This window comes from Bacteroidota bacterium (genome assembly GCA_016718825.1).
Classification (GTDB): domain Bacteria; phylum Bacteroidota; class Bacteroidia; order J057; family JADKCL01; genus JADKCL01.
This window is the reverse complement of sequence record JADKCL010000030.1, coordinates 67,246-87,209: the sequence shown is the minus strand read 5'-3', so window position 1 is coordinate 87,209 and position 19,964 is coordinate 67,246. Positions and strand designations below refer to the sequence as shown.

The window sequence follows — 19,964 nt, the reverse complement described above, 5'->3', positions numbered from 1 at the left end:
TCTATGAAAATACTATACAATTCATTCTTTATTTTTATGACGATCCTTGTAGGGGGTGTGTCCACAACTTTGCATTCTCAGGTATGCTGTGGGACGTTTGCCGTTCGGGTTCTTAAGGGAAAGCAAGCGGTATCCCCTGATCGAAAACCTACAGTCATTGCTTCCTATTCAATCGTGAATATGTATGATCGACGAATTGACTTAACGGAGCCAATAGAAAAGTGGGAGGGATACATTTCTGCAGGTATGTGGCCAAATTCAGAGTTGGTTGTCAAACTTGAAATGAAACGCAAGAGGATGACAATCAGTGTAAAAAATCTCCCAGCTTATGACACGCGAAGTTATGCCATCGTATCTCTGCAATTCAAAAAAGGTGATTTCTTTGTCGATGAGGCATTGCTTGCGGCATGGTGCGAAGAACACCCGGAGAGAGAGAAGGAAGGGATGTTCCTAGGGTATCGCCTGATCCCGATACAATTTGTTAAACCATTGCAAAAAGAAAAATAATGCCAGTGCCAGTCTTTTACCCACCCTTGTCCTCGATTGTACAGCTCGATTTTCTTCCAGAGCAGTTGGACTTTGTCAATACAGGCCTTAGCAGCTTGCTCGACGATCTGTATTACAAGGATTTACAAGTGTCAAAAAGTGCGCGTGGAGACGGTGCTTTTTATAGCTTGTCTTTGATGAGCAAGAAACGCTTGGATCTTGAACTACCAGGCACCGGCATCAAGTTGGTATTGAATCCCAGCTTTGTGCCGGGTGATTTTTCGGAGTTTCCCGTCAAGATGCATTACGAATGGCCTGTATTGGCATACCTCAGAAGGTTTGACCTGTCGGGTTTTGCGTTCACGCCTGCGGCATTCTTCCAGTTGGCGTTGCAGATTTTGAATCTGTCGGAGGCGGAATTGGTGACCCGTGTGCTCGGAATCTTTATCACTGCGCCCATCCCGATCAACAAATTTGTCGATGATGTCAATGGGCTATATACTGCGACTATACCCCATCCATCAGGTCCTCATCCAGCCCAGGAGGTCGTCACATCGATCAAGAATGCGCCCTCGGTGCCGGGAGTGTCTGTGGCGGTGTTTGTGTTGTACATCTTGGATGCGCTCGACGAGGGCAACACACATGCCAAGTTGGATCAATTGTTCTCAAGCCTGTTCAAAGTTCCTACCAAGGAATACCTCTTAAACTTGGTGACGCCCCGTATCAATGCCTCACTCAATCTGAGCGTGGGTATCGAGTTCCCCAGGGAATTTCTCACCCCACTTACGGCATCTTTGGACAGCGGCGGAGTCCCGTTGCCAGCAACGGATAGGTCGATGCTGCTCTTTGCCAATACCACGGGTGAGACGTTTTCATTTAGCACGGAAACGGGGATCGGCTACAATGCAGATGTATCGGCAAGCCTAAACCATCCTTCCCAGATTGGGAACCTCCCCTTGGGGATTGAAATTCTTGGCGCGAAGCTTGACATCAGCCGCAAAACCAATATTCCTGAGGCCACGTTGGACGGGCGACCCGACGATTTCATGGGAGTGTATATACAGGATTGCGCGATCAGCCTACCCCCTTTCATCAAAAACGATGCGAGCAATATCAATCCCGTGGGCGTCGCAATCGTTGGGAGAAACTTGCTGATCGGCACAGGGGGCTTGTCTGGCACCATTGGATTGGAAACCAGTGGCCCAGGCCTGTTCAAGACCTTTGGAGACAAATTGAAGGCCTGCTTCACGTCATTTGATATTCGGTTTCACCAAAACGCGATTGTCGGGTCAAATGTCAAGGGCTATCTTGTGATTCCTGGCTTCAAGGATAGTTTGGGCAACGATGCAAAGATCGATATTAGGGTACATTTTGGCCCCGAAGGGGATTTTTCCGTAACGGCTTCGGAAGACCAAGGGATTACCCTGATCAAAGTTCCTGGTGCTTTCTCAGTAAACTTGAAAAGCATTGAAGTCGGGCGCGAAGACGACCGCTTTTATATTGCGGTCTCTGGGGCGATAGATTTTGAAGCGTTGGCTCCGCCGATCGGGCAATTCTTGCCAGACAAGTTTGACATCACCAAACTCATCATCTGGGAAGACGGCCAAATCGAGATCAAGGGAGGCAAAATCACATTGCCCAAGGCGATTTCCTTGGAAGTCGGCCCCGTAAAATTGAGCGTGACCGCCATCGGCCTGGGCTCCCATGAGCAGGAGCATACGAATACAATTTCCCTGCTCCCAGAAACACGACAATACAAATACTTCACCTTTGACGGCGGAATTGACACGGGGCCTGGCGGCGTGGATGTATCAGGCAACGGCGTCACGTTTTACTATACAACCGACGACAATTTGAGTCTCGGACGTGAGCGGCATTATTTCCTCCGCATCCAGAGCATCGCCATCGACATCGTGATTCCAGGCGATGCCAAACCAGCAACGGCGGCTTTGCTCTTGAAGGGCTTCTTGTCGATGAAAAACCCGGAAAATGGTGGCGATGGTACGGAATATGCTGGTGGCGTGGATTTCACCCTGCCTAAGTTGAAAATGGGTGGCAGCGCTGCGATGCGGCTGAATCCAAAGGTCCCTGCTTTCATTGTAGATGTCGGGCTGGAGATTTCTAGTCCGATCTTGCTTGGCACGACGGGGCTGGGAATCTATGGCTTTCGTGCATTGGTGGGGCAACGTTATGTGGCTTCAAAGTCCAAAGCCTTCTTGGGCGATGACACGGAATGGTGGCAATATTACAAGGCCAAGGTGCCTAGCACTTTTAAGGAAGGCATCCAAATCGACAAGTTCAGCCAGGAGGATGGATTTTCCCTCGGCGCTGGCGTGTCGCTTGCGACGGCTTACGATGCGGGCAAGACGTTTTCCAGCAAGCTGTTTTTCTTGCTCTCGCTGCCGAATGTGTTTTTGTTGCAAGGGCAGGCGGCGATCTTGAAAAAGCGGATTGGGCTGAACGATGCCACAGACCCGCCTTTTTTTGCCCTCATCGCCATCACAAGCACGTCGATTGAGGCGGGATTGGGTGCAAACTACAAAATCCCGGATTCAGGCCCGAAGATCGGCAAGATTGCAACGCTTGAAGGTGTGATTGAATTGGGCTTCTTCTTTGGGAATTCCACCAGTTGGTATGTGAATATCGGGCGTGAGACACCTGAAAACCGTAGGATTCAGGCGCGGCTCTTTGACCTGTTCAATTCCTATTTCTACATGATGATCGCATCGAGCGGCATCAGGGCTGGGGCGGGTTCCTCATACGCCTTGCACAAGGAATTTGGCCCACTCAAAGCGGACTTGAGCGCCTATTTGGATGTCAAGGGCCAACTGAGTTTCAAGCCCAAACAGATTGGCGGCTCGATCCAGTTGGGTGGCAATGTTGCATTGTCTGCATTTGGGTTTGGTTTCAACCTCAGTGCCAGGACCAACCTTGCGGCGGAGGCTCCTAAACCGTTTACGGTGACAGGATCATTGGAAGTTTGCGTGATGATCTTGAAAAAGGAGCGATGCGCAAAATTCAATTTCTCTTGGGTTTTTGAAAACCAACACGATACATCGGAAATCGCGCTGCTCAACGACAACCTGAGCCAATCGGGCAAGGCGCTGAACATCCAGACGCGGGAGACCTTTCCCCTGCTTGTGACAGATGGAAACACTTTCCCAAATCCCGTGGTACTGGAAGATTACATCATTCCAATGGACAGCTTCATCGACATCGAGTTTGTCAAGGGTCTGCTGCCCTCACTCACGGTGCGCGACAGGTTTGGCGGGAACACCATGGGTTCCCATTACATGGACTTTGTTGCACCGCAACGGGGCAAGCACGACCGCGTGCGGCATGAGTACCGACTCGACACCGTGGAAATCAAGTATTATGATCCAGTTACAATGACTTGGCTGGATTATGACATCTATGATGCGGCTACCCCCCTAGCGGTGGCACCCTTTGTGACTGCACCTTTAAACGACCTCAAAGATGGCTATTGGCAGTACGAGCAACCCAATCTCCACAACAAGCTCAGGATCTTGGCCCAAAGTCCGCTGTCTTTTGTTTCCCAAGGATCGGGAGACATCATTCCCGAGGATTTGGGCATCACGACCCAAACGATTTTTTGCACACCAGCCCAGCTCAACCGAACATGTACAGAATTCCAAGGGTTCTTTAGGGTGGATATGGGTATCAACATTGCTGGTAACCCATTAGTGTCAAGCAATCAAATGATTGCTTATGGCGACATCGTGTTTAGGATCATTGGAGTCGATGGTGCGATTGCACCCATGGCATTCAGTGGCTTTGGGCGAGGCCTCCGCATTGCAGAAGGTTCACAATTGGAAATTTTCTTCAATCCAAGCACTCCTCTTGTTGAATTGACGATTCAAGCCTTCGCCGACCAGGCAAAGGTTTCCTATTACCGCAAAGAGGTCATTGGCACTGACGGCAGTGGCATGGCGATTTACGGCTACATCTTGATCACAGACAATTACAGCTATGTTGGCAGCCCGGGCGTGGTTTCCTATTCGAACCTGAACGCTCCTGTGGACAAGGTTGTGGTCTCTCCCATTGGTTGCATAGGAGACCCAGCCAACCCGGAAGATGATCCGCACGATTGCGCGGCCTATATTTATTTGGTTTGCTATCAGGAATTTACGGCTGCGGTTTACAATCAAACGCTACCAACTTTTACCCAAGTGCAAGCGGAAAACAATTCCATGATCGCCGGGTTTTCAGGATCGATCCAGCCCATTTGGCGGCCTGATACGCATTTTGCGATTCGCATTTCTACGCGTGACGATCTTGCTTATGAAAACAACCCCGCAGCATTTCCGTCACTGGCCAATTACGAGCACGCTTATGTGATGGCTTTCAAGACTGCGGGACCAATTGGGCATTTCCATCAATATTATGATGCTACCGGGGCGCAAGTGGCTCGGCTGGATTACCAAGCCCTGCTGGATGCAGACAGGGAGGATGAGTTCAAGCTCTCTCGTTTGCGGCATTACCTCGATTTTCCGAAATGTTACCCCAATGCAGACGGACAATTGATCAATGCCAAGCCATTGTTTTATCTAAATCCGAAGCTGTCCCTGTATTATGTCCAAGCTTATGTATATGAAATGTTTGCGGATTGGGACGCTTATGCAGGGAAAGAGAAAATTTGGTCCAATTTGGAAGTACTTGTGAAAGACCCGGCACCTGATCCATCATTGTCTCAGATATTGCCTGTGGTTGCCAGTTGGCTAGACGATTCCATCCCGATAGTGGGCCAAGAGGTGACGCTCCTGAATAATATGAATGCGAATGGAGGGCCCTGCACTTCGGTGACAATCATCGAGCCAATGGGCGTGCATTCGGGATTTTCCCTACCCGCCCTGAAACCCCTGAAATTGTACACTGCGATCTTCAACTCCCGCTACAAGCGCGACTCCGACCTTGACCATGTCGTCCACGAAGTTCATCGGTATGGATTCCAAACATCTCGTTACAGCGACTTCAAGGATCAAGTGAACAGTTATAAGCTATTGGTTGGGCCAGGCCCTACAGTGTTGAAAATCGCCGTCTTTGATGTTGTGAAAGCATTTGACAATTCCACGCAAATCGTCGTGGCAACTGACATTCTTGCGGGTATGATGGCACTGGATCACCCTTTTATGCAGGCGTTTGCAGATCCGTATAACCGCCTGATGGAAGGTGCTTTCCAAATGGTAGCATTGCCACCCGCCTTGACTACAGAATTCAACATTGTGCGCAATTCCGTTACTGGAAATGTCTTGGGCATCTTGGTGCGCAACCCAGAACCGTTCAACGATCCGAAAATGCCAGCGCTGGACCTGACAGAAACACTGTCACTTTCCGTGCAAGGTGGCCCTTTTGCCGATTACCGATGCATCTTTTCCAAGGACAATGCCAACATATTCGTCACTAATACGGACAATACGATGTCCCTGCCCGTGAATTCCAGCCTCTACTTCAAGTTTCTCTTCAAATTGTGGAACGGGCAGGCTTATGGTGCGTTCGATTCAGAAGTAGTGACGTTTGACCTTTTATCACTCTAAAATCAGTAACATTCACCATGTCGAAGTTCATCAAATACTATGACGGCACCCAAAACTTTGGGTTCAATAAAATCCTTCCAGCTGGTGGGGGAGAATATTATGCTCTGGGATCTGAGGTCTTGTCCTCCGATAGCTTGATGTTTGCAAAAATTGATGCCAATGGCAATATTCTATTCAGCAAGAGGCATACACTTGCGGGTGATACGTTTCATATAGCAGATGCGACGCTGGCTCCAAACGGTGAAATTGTTGCCTGTGGTATAAAGACCATCGCTGGCTCGAGCAACACGGAAAAGTTGATGATGCGCTTTTTTCCGAATGGAGACCTTAAATGGGCGGTCAAGTACCCTGAGACACCGCCTTCCAATAGCTTATCAGAGCCTCGAATCGTGCATCTTGGTTCTGATAAATATATGGCTGTATGGACCAAAGACATTGGAAGGCTTGTTGCAATGGTGATGGATGGCAATGGCGTTGCGCTCAATTCGAAGCAGATATTCAGCTCCTCCGGCACGATTACCCATGCTTCGATTACCTTGGCGGGAAGCAATTGCGTGATCATGGCGACTTATCTAGACGCCACGCTCACTCAAAAATATGTTGTCATTACTCTCGATAATTCGCTGTCCGCAATTTCCGCCGTTTCCTTTACGAATCCCTATGTTACTGGAGCGCTGGCCGTTTATCCGACTGGGACAAAAAAATACCTCGTCGCAGCCCCTTACGTTGAGTCAGGAATGGTGAAACGAACAGCGATCTTGGAAATTAATTTGAATACCAACACTGCGACGGGTCGCAAAATCAATGGGACTCCCTGGAACCTGGATCCTCCGAGTCAGAAGATTTTGCTTGTCAACAACAATTATTATGTGTTGCAAATGCATGCGTGGACGCATTGCGTGATGAAGCTGAACTTGGCATTGGACGTGCAATGGATTCGGTATTTTGCCCTTCCGTTGGCAGGTGGCCCATTCGACATGGATTGGGTAGCTTCGCCAACCAATGAATTTGTATTCGCGGGATTCAATGTCCCCAACGTCATGGAATGGCAAGGGCTTTTTGCAAGAACCAATGAGGATCTTGTTACCTGCATGACGCAGCAGGTGCCGCAACCCGCAGTCACAAACCTCAGTTTTTCACTTACAAACTTTGCGCTCTCCACCGCTCCTGCGCCCCCATTCACGACCATTGCGATTACGTCAAATTTCAGCACACTGGTGGAGTCCCCTGCGGTCATCAAGGACTGCATGTGCGGCCTGCTGAATTATGATCCGAATGCACTGTTTCAATCGCCACACGTGTACCTGCAGTCCTCTGGCTCGGATGCATCTGACGGGAGTGTACGTGGCTATCATTTGCGTTGGGATTTCAGGAAACTCCTTGGAGACAGCCACCTTCCAAAAGGGAACCTCGCTGGGGGTGGAAGTGCCGCCTATCCAACCTCAATTGGGTTCAATCGTGCGGATGATTTTGTAAAAATCTACAAGTCTCCCTATTTGAATCGTTACCCAGTAAAAGCGAACCTTACTACGGTGCCATCAGTGTTGATTGAGTCAGGACCGACGCGGGAATGGCGTTACAATGGGTTGATGGCCATCGCAAGTTTGGCCTCTCAAACGACCAACGTGTTCATTCGATTTGCCGATGTCGCTCTTTATGACGCATTGCGCATCAACCATAATCCGAACACGAATCCAGCGGGCTTCATCAAAGATTATGCAGGCATTTTGGAAGTGGGTGCCGTCGGCAAGCCTTCTTTCAAGATTAAACCGCTTTTGGCCTTCACAGGTGGGGGTGTCTCGATCAAACACGAAGCGATTTCGATGCCAGACGATACCGATCCCAATTCGAGGACAATAGCAAGCAGGGGCAAGTGGATCATGGCCACACCCATGGATGCCGTTGAAGCCGAGAACATCGAATATTTGAGGTTCACTTATTCTGGTGCCTTCCCAAAGTACATTGAATTTGAGACTTATCAAGACTACATCGCAGGGGCCAATTACGATTGCACATGGTCGGAACTTGGAAAGTTTTGTCTTGATGACGGCCAATCTGATCAGAATGCGCATGTATTCAAGCAATTGGAGGACACCACCAATTGGCAGATCGACAACAAATGGCCCAAATACAATCAAGTTTCGCCATCTGGTGAATTTAAGGTCAAGGCGCAAAACTATCATGCCAAGTGGTCCCTCCCAAACAACGGCTTGCAAACAGCCGTGGTCGAATACCTCACGTTGAGCCAAACAGACCTTCAAGCTGTAAAAACACTTCAAAACACAGACCCCTTGCCATTGGCAAACAGCTCGACGCTTGAGGTGAGCTACTTGGATCTGTTGCATTTGGTTGCGTTGGATTACCATGCTGCTCGAATGCTTGGTATGGGGTATGTGCATGGTCGCTTGGGTGCCCAAACCTCGGACATGTATGTCTATTTGATGGAGTATGTGACCGAGGCTGCCTTGAAGGACGGCGATCCGCCTGCCTTCGTGAGGCACTATTACATGGCTCCTCCTGTAAGCATATTGGACAATAAATTGCCCGCTGTCCCGACGCTCGACAACCCGCCAACTTATGGCCTTGAGATGGATGTATTGAGTGGCACACCGAGCGCCATCACCGATCCCAATGGCTATGTGCCTTATGACAATATACGCTTCATCAATCTTCACCGTCAAAAATTCAGGCATGAGCAGCCCTTTGAATCTTTTTTCGCGACGTCTGATCTTTTCAACTTGTACCCCGAGAGCATACCAGTGACTTATGGCGTGGAATACAGGGACGATATTGCCGGGCCGGGAAACTATGTGAGACCAGAAATTTTGAACGATCCCAGTTACACCGACGCTGGTGGTCTGGCAGAGACAACCGTCATTTTTGAGACTGGCACCAATCCAGTCTTCACGCACCTGGAACGCAACGAAGGCATCCACCACTATGCCCTGTACAGCATCAATTGGTTTTCTCGTCCTTCATTGCCCAGTGCCGAGATTGTCACGGACTATACGCAATTCACTAAGCTGAATTCGCTGCTGCCACCGTTGAATTTTGCCGTGCAACTGATTCAGCCAGAATTGCCAAGGATATTTACGACTGCTGCGGAGCAGGCCCGATTGGGAGCAATTGTCGGAACAGACAAGACTTTGGTGCGTGCTACCTTTGATTGGAACCACATCCACAATGCCGAATACCAAGTAGCCGACAAGATTGAATTTTTCTTTCGGGAAAATCCGCCGTTGGTTGTCAGGGGCGAGATTCGATCTGGTTCTGGCACAATCACCGTGAATACCACAATGCATACGGTGGAAGTACAAACCAAACCGTACGTGATTGCAAGCATGTCGCCGCCCTTGACCGTCAAGCCTAATATTCTTCCAGCAGATGTTGCGCGATTTATCGGTGGTACTTTTGTTGCGAATGGAAAGTCGTTTGTGATCTCCAATATCGTATCCACGGTGTCAGGCGACGACCCGACGTTTGTGCTTGCACAAATCAAAGTGACGGAATCCATCGATCCTGACGGAGACAATGTCTTTTCTACAATTGAATATTATGAAAGCCCCCTGGAAGGTGAGATTTTTTTCGTAGTGGAAAACCTCAACGAGGCATCTTCATGGGATTCGCAGTTGGTGAAGGAGCTGGACATTGTTCCATTTCTTCCTGTGCATACCGAGAATGTCAGCTATGCCGATGGTACGACGAAAATGGTTACGTATGGAGGCATGTATGGCCCCGCCACAATCGAGCATATTTATGATCCAGACACTAATTTGCCACTGAACACGATAACAGGCTATTATTGGATCACTTACGATTCTGGTATTCATCTGCCTAGCTTGACCGATCCAGACACGGAATTTTATGTCGGTTCCGTGCGGGTATCGTCCTGGGGACTCACTGAGAAAAAGCTACTCAAGGTCGTGAGTATTGACGATTCTGGGGCTTCGCTCAAACTTGTGGCGTGTGACCCTGATTATCTGACCGATCCCATCGTCCCCAACGTGGCAGGTGCTTATCCGGGAATCGATGTGAATTTCCATCCTTCTTACCGCGTGTATTTTTACCAAGACATTACTGGAGGCAACAATTTTGAAGAAGCGAGTATCATGCCAGCATTGAATGCTGGTTCAAAGGAAACCTATATGTCTGCTCGATCAAAGGACACTACTTTGGCTGGGTATGTTTCTGCGATGGCAACTCCCTCGGTGGTGCTTGCACGTGAATTGCGGGAGCCTGTGCCTCCAGGTGTGCCCATGGGTCCGTTGTTTGCGACGCGACCTAATTTCTATGGGAAGGCGACTTATACGTTTGATGTGCAGGTGGACAATCCTTTTTCGTTGATCTTTTATAGGGCGAATGAGCGGAAAATTCTGGACACACTTTATAAGCCAGAAACTGTTGCGCTTATCCTGCAGGAGCTTGCATCCCTTGATTCGCCCGATGCGCTCTTTTTCCAAGATCGTTGGAGCGACTTGGTGAATTTGAGCATTGATGGTTCCTACAATTTCAAGGAATATGTGTCAGGTGGTTGGCGGTTCAAGATGCCCGATAATCCAAAATATTTGATTCCGCATCCAGACCCTTCGGTGCAGGAAAAGCCATTCTTGATGCCACTATTGAACCTGAATGGTACGTTTACCTACTTCGATACAATCGTGGATGCCAACGTGACCCTTAATATGGTGGATATTGTGAAGGATGCAATCGACGGGGCGTTTCTCCCGCTTACTGAGATTCCCGTGCTCTTTTCACAATTGCAAGCATATACCTTTGCAACTTCTGGTCGCGCCCCATTGTTGCGAGACAGCAATAGCGATCTGCTAGCTTTTCCCGACAATGATCCGTGGCCGATGGCCTTCCGTTATGAAAAGGATACGGTTGGCAACATTCTGCAAAGCAATGATGTGGGTTATGGCAATCCCAGCAATACTCGACTTGTACGTTTTACGGATTTCACGCTGGATGGAGAAGCCCAAAACTTCTACTTCTATTTTGCAGCCGAGTTGTCGAATACATTGAAGGTAAGTGATCGTAGCCCTGTAGCGGGTCCAATCCAATTGGTAAACAGTGGCGCAGCAAAACCTCCCAAAATCAAAAAGATTGAAACTGTATTGCGTAACGAAGCAATTGGAACAAAGCCAGCGATACGATTTCTACTCAATGAAATAGTGGCCAGTGAATATATTCAGAAATTGGACATTTATCGCACATTCGACCCCACAGACGCACTTTCGGTACGCACGATGCATCTTGCGAAAACAGTGGATGTAAGTGATACTGTGTTGGACGATTTTGATGACCTTGGATATGTTCCTTTTGGTGAGCCGCTCTATTATCGTATAGTGGCCCTACGGGAAATCAAGAATGAGCGGGGCAATACAGAATATGTGCCCTCGGAACCCTCGAATTTGGCGATGACCAATATCATTGACAACCTCAATCCGCAACCTCCCCAATTGGTGATCACTTATGATTCGCCTGTTGGTTCACCGCTCGAATTGCCAAACGTAGTTTTCACATGGAATAAGACGGCTCACAATGGTACTTATTACCTTTACACGCTGAATGCGCAGGGCAACTGGATAAAGATTTTTTCGGTTGATCCAAGCATACATTTGAATGCACCATCCATGACAACTCCCTTGTCTGGCACCACGCTTGCAACAAGTTCCCTCTTCAAGCAAAATACAGATTTTGAAACGATTTACCATCGCTTCCGAGTCGATGTAGAAAACAGTGCTGGACTCTTGAATCTTGTAAAAAAGGAGTTGACGATTTAGCAGTCCTTGTGCCAGATTTCACTCACTCATTTTCATAGATTTCAATCATTTATCTCAATAGTTATGAAAACACTTTTCTCCCTTACTTTCCTTTGCCTCGTTCTGGTAGGCAATGCCTTTGGGCAGGCTTTTTGGGAGCGTGAAAACTCCTTTGGCTATCCACAAAAGTTTGCAGCGACAGACAATGGATACATCTACTCGGTGAGAAATAATGTGAATGTGGAAATGTCGATGGCAAATGGTGCCCAGTCTAGCTGGACGCAGTTGACTGGCTATCCCTCTAATGCAACCAATGAAATCTCTGCCTTTGGGAATGATGTGCTGCTTTGCAATCACAATTTCAACTATAACGGTCGTGGCGTTTATGTGACCACCGATGATGGCACCAGTTGGCAGCAACGCAACAATGGCCTGGGAGCGGATACCAATGTGGTGTTTGTCTATCCCCTCGCAAATGGAGTCGGGCTCGCAGTGATATGGCCCAACAATTCGATTTACAAGCTTTATCGTAGCACTGACTTGGGTTTGAATTGGTCGTTTGTGCAAAGCTATACTGGTTATCCATCTGGCGCAACCGCTGTGTCACAAACGGAAGCCTACTTTTCGACTGGTTCGACGATGTACAAGTCCACGGACAATGGAGCGACTTGGGTGGATCTTTCTTCTTCAAATACGTATCCCATTGGTTTTTTTGCCATACTGCAAAACGGAGACATGGTGGCCCGAGGCAGCGATACCCTCATCAGGTCCACGGATCATGGTGTGAATTGGACTCCGATTCAGACAGTGGGTCTCCCAGCGATGTCCAATGGAGGAAATGCGCTCTATAAGGCTCCCGGAGACACCCTTTATACGACAGTAAATGCGATGAATGGAATCCATTACTCTGCGGATGGCGGAACAACATGGGCGACAACTGGCACTGGAATCACATATCCTACCCAACTGTTTCAAAATCAAATTGTCATGAGCAAGGGAGGATACCTATTTGCGAGTCCATCCTCAGATATCTGGCGCAGCATCAATCGGGTGTCTGGGAATCTTGTGGGGATTGAGGCACATAGTTTGGTTGACAATTCTGTGCAGGTGTATCCTAATCCATCGAGGGGTACGGTTGCGATAGAGGGTGGCGAGCGGTCAAAGGCAAGCAGCGCGTCGAAACTGGAGGTTTTGGATTTGGCTGGGAGGAAGGTAGCTTGTGACATTTCATATTCAACCGGGAAATGGATGGTGTCTGGACTACCCTCTGGCTTGTATTGTTACCGCATTGTTTCGGCTGGTGGCTCTTTGTTGCATACTGGGAAGCTGGTTGTGGAGAATCTTTAGATCGGTGAAGACAAAAGCGTAGTCGATCTATAACCAATCGCCTCAAAAGCATAAAATATCAGGTTCAGTCACAATGGCTGGATAGGATTTGTTTTGTCAATGGCTCGTGTCTTCACCTTGGGGCTGTCGCTGACAGAATTGTTAACGTTTGATTTCGAGCAAAAGGCTAACAATCGTTAGTGTTCAAATGTTGCGTAAAAAATCTGCAAACAGAGTTTACTGCTGTTACCATTGAGTCGTTGAGCAACTTGCAAAATGGCATCCAATTTCATCAATTTCTAATAGTTCGTTATGAAACACGACAAAACTCATCAGGAACACAAAGGGAACACGATGATTCCTAACAAATCGTTATTGGTTATTCTGTGCATCGTGGCAAAACGAATATGGATTACATCGATTCCCGACAATTCAAGAATCAGCCCATTGCCCAATGAAAAAAGGGAAACCTGTTTCCAGATTTCCCCTTGCATATTTGCCTTCAACGTCTTACTTCGGCTACCTTATCGTCTCACGCTTGCCGTTTCCGCCCTTTCTCCCACCATACGGACTTGAAGGATTGTTAATCACATCGGTAATGGGCTTGGCATCGATCTCGTCCTGGGTAAATACAAAGCCATCGCTCTACCCAAGCCCACATTCCACAGTGTTTGCCGAAGTCACCAAAATCTGCGCAGCATTGGCGGGGCATTTGAACCAAGATGATAGCTCCGAATGGCAAAGGCCGATCTTCGGGAATGTTGGCAACTATGTCGAATGATAAGTCGAATGCTGCTTCCATCTGCGATGGAAGGATTCCATGAAGCTCACCCTTCATTCGGGGCCAACATCTGAGTCCTCATGGACTGTTCCGAGTCTGGTCGAACAACAACCTTTTTGCCCATTTCGGGGACAGGAGTTGGAACAGCTCAATCCAAGGTGCTTGCTTGGAAGCTGGGAATTCCCTTACTTGACCAAGCCAAACCCCACAAATGTTTGGGGCTGGTTTAAGAAGAGGGTATTCGGCCCATCCCAGAAGTTCTTTCAAACCACTGTATTTCAGGTGCTTTAGCATATAATCCCGAGATGTACGCATAGTTGAGAATGGAGAATGGAAAATTGAGAAACGGATTTCAGGGAAGCTAATGGGGGAATGGAATACATTGAGGCAAAAAGCGAGGCCCACGCGACGGTTCCATGGTACACGAATGTTGGAACCGAGACGTGGGCCATTGGCTTCATGGAGCTTAGACTTCTTGCTCAGCCTTCGCAGCCTGCTCTTTTTCAAATTCAATTCGAGTAGCCTCAAATTGGGCCCTGACGATCACCATGAGCTTTTCAGAAATGATTTCGGCGATCTCATCGGGAGTCATCCACGGTTCGACTTCAGTTGGCTTCACTGGGTTTTGATTGAATACTGAGAGTACGCATTGCCGAGGATCACGCGCAAGAGCAGGAAAAGGATAGTTGGGCATCGTATTCATAAAGTTCCAATCTCAAATAAATTGCAAACCCAGCCACGATTCTGGGACAACAAAAATAGTGAATGCAATCTTCCTGCACAAACTATTATTCAGGCGAAGCGTTCATTGCTCAGAACTTTACCTTATGGTGCCTTATCGCTAAATCAAATGATCGGAACATCAACTGTCGCCCGTCATCGGTCTTCCTATCGTCGCTGCCACAAAGTCCACAACCAACACTCCCTCCATCTTCATCTTTCCACTAATTGTAAATTTTCGGGAAATAATTAATTGTTTGATAATCTACCTTAATTAGCCCCATTCAAGATTTCAGAATTCTGCTCTTCTAGAGTCAAAGCAAATATGTTTTCATCCAACACTAAGCCATATAGTTCAAATGCCCGCTTAAACGCTTTGTTGAAATCCTGGATATCCTTTGCATTCAGCCAAGTTTTTTGCGCAAGATGAAGCGGCCAATCATAGAATGCTCCATCCGTGCCAGGCCTGAACTCTGCAAGCCTCTCCTTTTCGATAGAATACTCCAAATCTGGTTCTCCATTCCATGAAATCTTATCATCCTTGATGATCCAATTTCCAATTTTAATCTCTTCCATAACTAAATAATTTATTTATTTTTAAACCCAATAGAATTTGCTTATTTACAACCTCTTTGCAAATATAATAACATTTCTACGTTTTTGCAAGAGAATAATTTCAATACTCCTTATCCCACTTGCCTTGAAGTGTATAAACCTGACCAATTACGCAATTTTCACAATCTGGTAGTTTTTTAAAATAACAAAAATTGCCTATTTCGCTACAACATGCGATTTTCTTGCACGTAGTTACCGCAACAAGACTTGCGCCCAAATTCTAATCTTCTGCAATAGGCATGCAGCTTTTTCGCAACATTGTTTTCTATCGGCCTTTGAACTCACTCCCAATCCAACCCAGACCCCAACAAAAAAACAATCCCGTGCAATCGATCCGTCCCCGTAACCTTGCTGCTCAGGTGGTACCGTGAAGTATTGATCACTTCCTCGCTCGAATTGGGCCGAGCGATGCAATAATATTGCGATTCGAATTTTGGTGTTTTCCCCTCATAAACAACCCCATACCGAATGATATAGGCGGCAATTTCCCTTTTGTCGTCGATGACGCGCATCAACCACGAAAGCTCCCATCCCCGATATTCTTGATAGCTTGATCCCGGAACCTTCATGATGAGGGTATCCAAAGGCACTATTTCATACCCCTTCTTCATATCTAGCCCAGAATCCAGCTGAATTTTCAGGCCTTTGGTCACGTAATTGAATTCTTCCATGGTGGTGCCACTCTGGGCGATGCCGGCTACGCTGAAAAACAGCATCAACATGAGAAAGGAAAAGCGATTCAAGGTTTTCATTCTTATTTCCATTTTAAGTTTTTAGTTCAATTCTAATCTTGCTTCAGCAATTCGCAAATCTTGCGCATCTGTCCATTGTTGGCTTCCCAAGAACCGTGTGCCTCCGAACCTTGAAGGTTGCCGATGCAAACGGGACTATCATCGACGAGCTTGTCGTCTTCATAGCCCACAAAAACGATGGTGAAAACACCATCCCATTTGTCATCTCCGGGCTCTTTTAAGGTTGCCTCGTAGGCTGTGGAGCAAAGTTGACCCCAATGATGATCGACAAAGGTGCCCTTCAGCGGCCTTTGATTCGTCCCGACAATGTTGTATCCCGTCAATACATTGCCTTCAATCTTTTCAATGACAACGGTAAGCTGTTTATCGCCCAGATTTCCTGTCCATTTGCCGAGCATGACAGCCTTTTGGTTTGCCAATGGCGATGGTTTTGAGGGTGTCACGACTTTGCCCTGTGGAAGGACGAACGGCTTCAGTCCTCGAGTGGAAGTGTGAGCGTGGTCCCATCAGCTGCGCGACAGGCCACGCTGAGTCCAAATCTGACATGAAAACTGGCATCCTCCCCATCAAACTCCAGGCCCATGTCCTCAAAGGAGAAATGGGGAGCCGTGGTCGGATTACCTTCAAAGCAATCCTTCATTTCTGGATCGCTAGAAATTGATCGATAGTCTTGGGCGATCTTCTCATTGAAAATTGCAAGGACTTCCGTTCGGTTGTTCGCAAACAATTCAGCATTGCTGATCTTGGAATATTTCCCGTTTTGCTTGCGAAATAAGGCATAGTCCCATTCGACTTGCCCGCGGTAGTCTTCATCTCCTATTGCTACGGTTTTGAAATCCCCCCACAAGCAGGTTTTGGTAATTCGTTGCTCGCCCTCCTCGCCAGTGGTCGTTTCGGTGCAAATGGCCTTGTTGGGATAATTGGCGGGTGCTTGGGCAAAGCTGATTGCCATGTTCAGCAGCACTGCACCCAAAAGGATTATTCTTTTCATACGGGTAATTTTACGAAAACAAAGCGTTCATCGCGGGCACAAGTGGGCTGCCTTTGGGGACGAATTTCGACTTGTCAGCGTCAAATTCCAAATTTTGTAGCCTTAATGGGATTTCACCATCACCATGAGCTTTTCAGGCCATGGCATCATGTTCATTCTAGGCAGGAGTCCCACCTACGTGCAATCACTGCTGCAAAATTTTAACAGTTTGTACATTCGCGCCGATCGCTACCTTCATGAGGTAAATCCCATGCGGCAGCATAGGGGTAACCTCTAAGGTATAAGATTCATTTGCTCGGAGATTGGTCTCAACAATTTGCAATACTTTCCGGCCCATCAAATCGTGCATCGCCACGTGCAATGGCCCATCCTCCCAGCTATCGATCGTCAACGTGAATGTCTCGGAATAGGGGTTTGGGCTTGTCTTAATGGAAGCCTTTTTTTCGCATTCATTGACCTGGATTTGGATCAAGGCTACCGTTTGCCCGTCGACCATCACTTTCCCGTGCATGCTTCCGGCTTGCCGAAAACAAAGATCATCGACGATCATTTCTTCCCCAACGCGTTTGCCAGCCAAGGAGAGATTCAAATCGTCAAAAGATACCAACATGGCTGGATTCCCGGCTGAAATCTTGGCCCTTAAGACCGGGCAGTCTCCCACGCACACTTCGAAAGGATAATCTAACGGGCCGATCTCGCCTTCGGGTAAAACAATGGGACAATTTCCAGCAAACTTTACCAAAAATGCATCAGAGCTTCCTCCTCCATACGCAGTTTGGCAGCTGCCGACTGTACTGACTCCCGAGTTGGAGGTGGTGCTGCCAGTAAAATATACATTCCCCGCGGGATCCATCTCAATAGAATGAACAATCTCGTTTCCAGGCCCTCCATAATAGGTGGCACATGTCTTCATGCCAGAATATGAAAATTTAGCCAAGAAGCAATCGTACGCGGCTGGAGTATACAGTGCTGAATATGCCCCTGAAGTGGCGATGTTGGTTGTAGAGTTGGTGAGGCCTGCAACGAAGATCTCTCCAGCGGGATTTGTGGTGCAATAAACGCCACTTTCATTGGATGGACCACCAACGTAGGTCGCCCACTGACGATTCCCATTGGTGTTGAATTTTGCAAGAAAGCCATCGTTGAACCCGCCGACATAGGTGGGTTGAAAACTACCTGCAGTAGCAATGCCTATCGTCGAACTGCTATGTCCGCTAACGAACAAATCTTGACCGCCAAAGAGTGAACAAGAACCGAAGCCATCAAGGCCTGAACCACCAAAGTATGTAGCCCATTGCCGTGTTCCAGCACCGTCAAACTTTGCCAAAAAACCATCGAAACCTCCTCCGATCGCAGGTTGGAAACTGCCGGGCGTAGCAATGTCAGAACTGGATTGTGTGCTAGCACATAGGTAAATATTACCCATCGGGTCGGTTGTGGTATAAGGCCAACCTTCGTCTGCAGGCCCTCCATAATAGGTTGCCCAGAGGGGCCAACCCGCACTGTTGAATTTGACCATGAACAAGTCAAATGCCCCACCACCAGCATAGGAGGGTTGATGGCACCCAGGGGTTGCAATGCCTGTAGTGGACATCGTGCGACCTACCAGGTAAAGGTTGCCCATTTGGTCCACATCGCAATGGAGTCCGAGATCAACGCCTGGCCCCCCGTAATAAGTCATCCATTGACGAGCACCATTGGCGTCAAATTTCGCGAGAATGCCATCGAACCCACCTGCATTGAACATTTGGTAGCTGCCGGGGGTGCCTACCGGGAAGATGCCAGTATTGGTGCCACATAGAAACACGTTTCCCAAGGCATCTGCTACGCATCTGCCACCATTGACATTGTTATAATAGGTTCCCCATTGCCGCGTACCGGAACTGTTGAACTTAACCAAGTAGGCATGCTGGTTGATGCCACCGGTATATACCGTTTCAAAGCTGCCAGAGGTGGCAATATTGACCGACGACGTGGTTGGGCCTGCCATGAACACATTGCCAGATGGATCAGTATCACAATTCATCGCAAATTCACTACTGCCAGGACCACCATAGTATGTTCCCCAAAGCCGAATAGAGGGATCTATGATAAATGGTTGCCCCGGCTCCAATCCGGAAATATCAAACCATGCATGATCGGCATCCACGACCCATCTCGCTTCCAATTGCCGCATTCCTTGCACGACAATGGGTGCATCCTCTATCAACTCTCCCAAGGGAGTCTCTATCACAAGCGACCCGAGCTCATTGATCCTAATACCGGTCGCACCTTTAATTTCGATTTGAATCAACCGATGGTCCGCTCCAGCGCCAACAACAAAATCATATTTCAAATGTCCGTCCTTTGCATGCCATCGTAAGTCAATTCCTGGATAAATGCCCATGTAAGTCACCTCATGGTACGACTTTACGCCTAGGACACCATCAGGACAAACAGGCAGGTAGTAATTTTCGAAGCCATCTACTTCGTCCACCTTCTGTACCTCGCCCTGATTTGCTCCTAACCACCGAAGATCCACTCTGTAACACGTGATACTATCTGAATCCACAACCTTTCCTTCCAAAAGGGACAATGATGGGCCAAAAGGGAATCGTTCCAAGCCAGATAAACCCTCATCGCCTTGCAGCTTGCTGTTCACCTTCTGTATTTGATAGGATACACCGTCCCGTCTGAGATGATAGATCAACCCCGCATCCTCTCCACTAAAGAGTACATCCGATCTCGGATTTCCAAACTGGTCACTCACTTGCCCTTTGTTTTCCCGAAATTGTGGATGTCCATCCCCAGCAGTCATCGTTGCACCATTGTCAACGTCGGTGAAATTTCCCAAACCAACTGGGTTTCTATCGCCGGTAGCCGCTGCCATTTCACTGAAGGTGGCGGCCGTTAAGCACCAAATCAATAACAGTACCCTAAGGTAGGATATGAGGTTGATGTTTCTTGGAATCATGCATTTGTAGATTTTGTTTACAG

At 47.9% G+C, this 19,964-nt stretch carries 10 protein-coding genes; 4 read left to right on the top strand and 6 right to left on the bottom strand.

Annotated elements, in window-relative coordinates:
• The first annotated feature begins 3 nt into the window (after nucleotides 1-3).
• The 4 genes from IPN95_23835 (at nucleotide 4) to IPN95_23820 (ending at nucleotide 13,150) form a co-directional block, all read left to right on the top strand.
• Nucleotides 4-507: a hypothetical protein gene (locus IPN95_23835; protein MBK9452397.1), complete on the top strand. Its 504-nt coding sequence runs from the start codon at nucleotides 4-6 to the stop codon at nucleotides 505-507.
• The gene (locus IPN95_23830) at nucleotides 507-6,041 is read left to right on the top strand and encodes a hypothetical protein (protein ID MBK9452396.1); all 5,535 of its coding nucleotides are present in this window, start codon (nucleotides 507-509) and stop codon (nucleotides 6,039-6,041) included. The genes IPN95_23835 and IPN95_23830 overlap by 1 nt, the downstream gene beginning before the upstream one ends.
• A gap of 17 nt (nucleotides 6,042-6,058) precedes the next feature.
• Nucleotides 6,059-11,824, top strand: a complete 5,766-nt coding sequence (locus tag IPN95_23825; GenBank protein MBK9452395.1) for a hypothetical protein — start codon at nucleotides 6,059-6,061, stop codon at nucleotides 11,822-11,824.
• Nucleotides 11,825-11,887: 63 nt separating this feature from the next.
• On the top strand, nucleotides 11,888-13,150 hold the full coding sequence (locus IPN95_23820) for a T9SS type A sorting domain-containing protein (GenBank protein MBK9452394.1): 1,263 nt from the start codon (nucleotides 11,888-11,890) through the stop codon (nucleotides 13,148-13,150).
• Nucleotides 13,151-14,376: 1,226 nt separating this feature from the next.
• On the opposite strand, the gene IPN95_23815 is transcribed toward IPN95_23820, so the two are convergent.
• From IPN95_23815 to IPN95_23790, 6 genes are all read right to left on the bottom strand, one after another.
• Nucleotides 14,377-14,613, bottom strand: a complete 237-nt coding sequence (locus tag IPN95_23815) for a hypothetical protein (GenBank protein ID MBK9452393.1) — start codon at nucleotides 14,611-14,613, stop codon at nucleotides 14,377-14,379.
• 287 nt (nucleotides 14,614-14,900) lie between these two features.
• On the bottom strand, nucleotides 14,901-15,206 hold the full coding sequence (locus IPN95_23810) for a hypothetical protein (GenBank protein ID MBK9452392.1): 306 nt from the start codon (nucleotides 15,204-15,206) through the stop codon (nucleotides 14,901-14,903).
• Between the two features lie 320 nt (nucleotides 15,207-15,526).
• Nucleotides 15,527-15,997: a hypothetical protein gene (locus IPN95_23805; protein MBK9452391.1), complete on the bottom strand. Its 471-nt coding sequence runs from the start codon at nucleotides 15,995-15,997 to the stop codon at nucleotides 15,527-15,529.
• Nucleotides 15,998-16,029: 32 nt separating this feature from the next.
• The gene (locus tag IPN95_23800; protein ID MBK9452390.1) at nucleotides 16,030-16,416 is read right to left on the bottom strand and encodes a hypothetical protein; all 387 of its coding nucleotides are present in this window, start codon (nucleotides 16,414-16,416) and stop codon (nucleotides 16,030-16,032) included.
• Nucleotides 16,417-16,469: 53 nt separating this feature from the next.
• On the bottom strand, nucleotides 16,470-16,988 hold the full coding sequence (locus IPN95_23795) for a hypothetical protein (GenBank protein MBK9452389.1): 519 nt from the start codon (nucleotides 16,986-16,988) through the stop codon (nucleotides 16,470-16,472).
• A 184-nt stretch (nucleotides 16,989-17,172) separates the two neighbouring features.
• Nucleotides 17,173-19,857 carry an SBBP repeat-containing protein gene (locus IPN95_23790; GenBank protein ID MBK9452388.1) on the bottom strand — a complete coding sequence of 895 codons (2,685 nt, stop codon included), beginning with the start codon at nucleotides 19,855-19,857 and terminating at the stop codon, nucleotides 17,173-17,175.
• Between the last annotated feature and the right edge of the window lie 107 nt (nucleotides 19,858-19,964).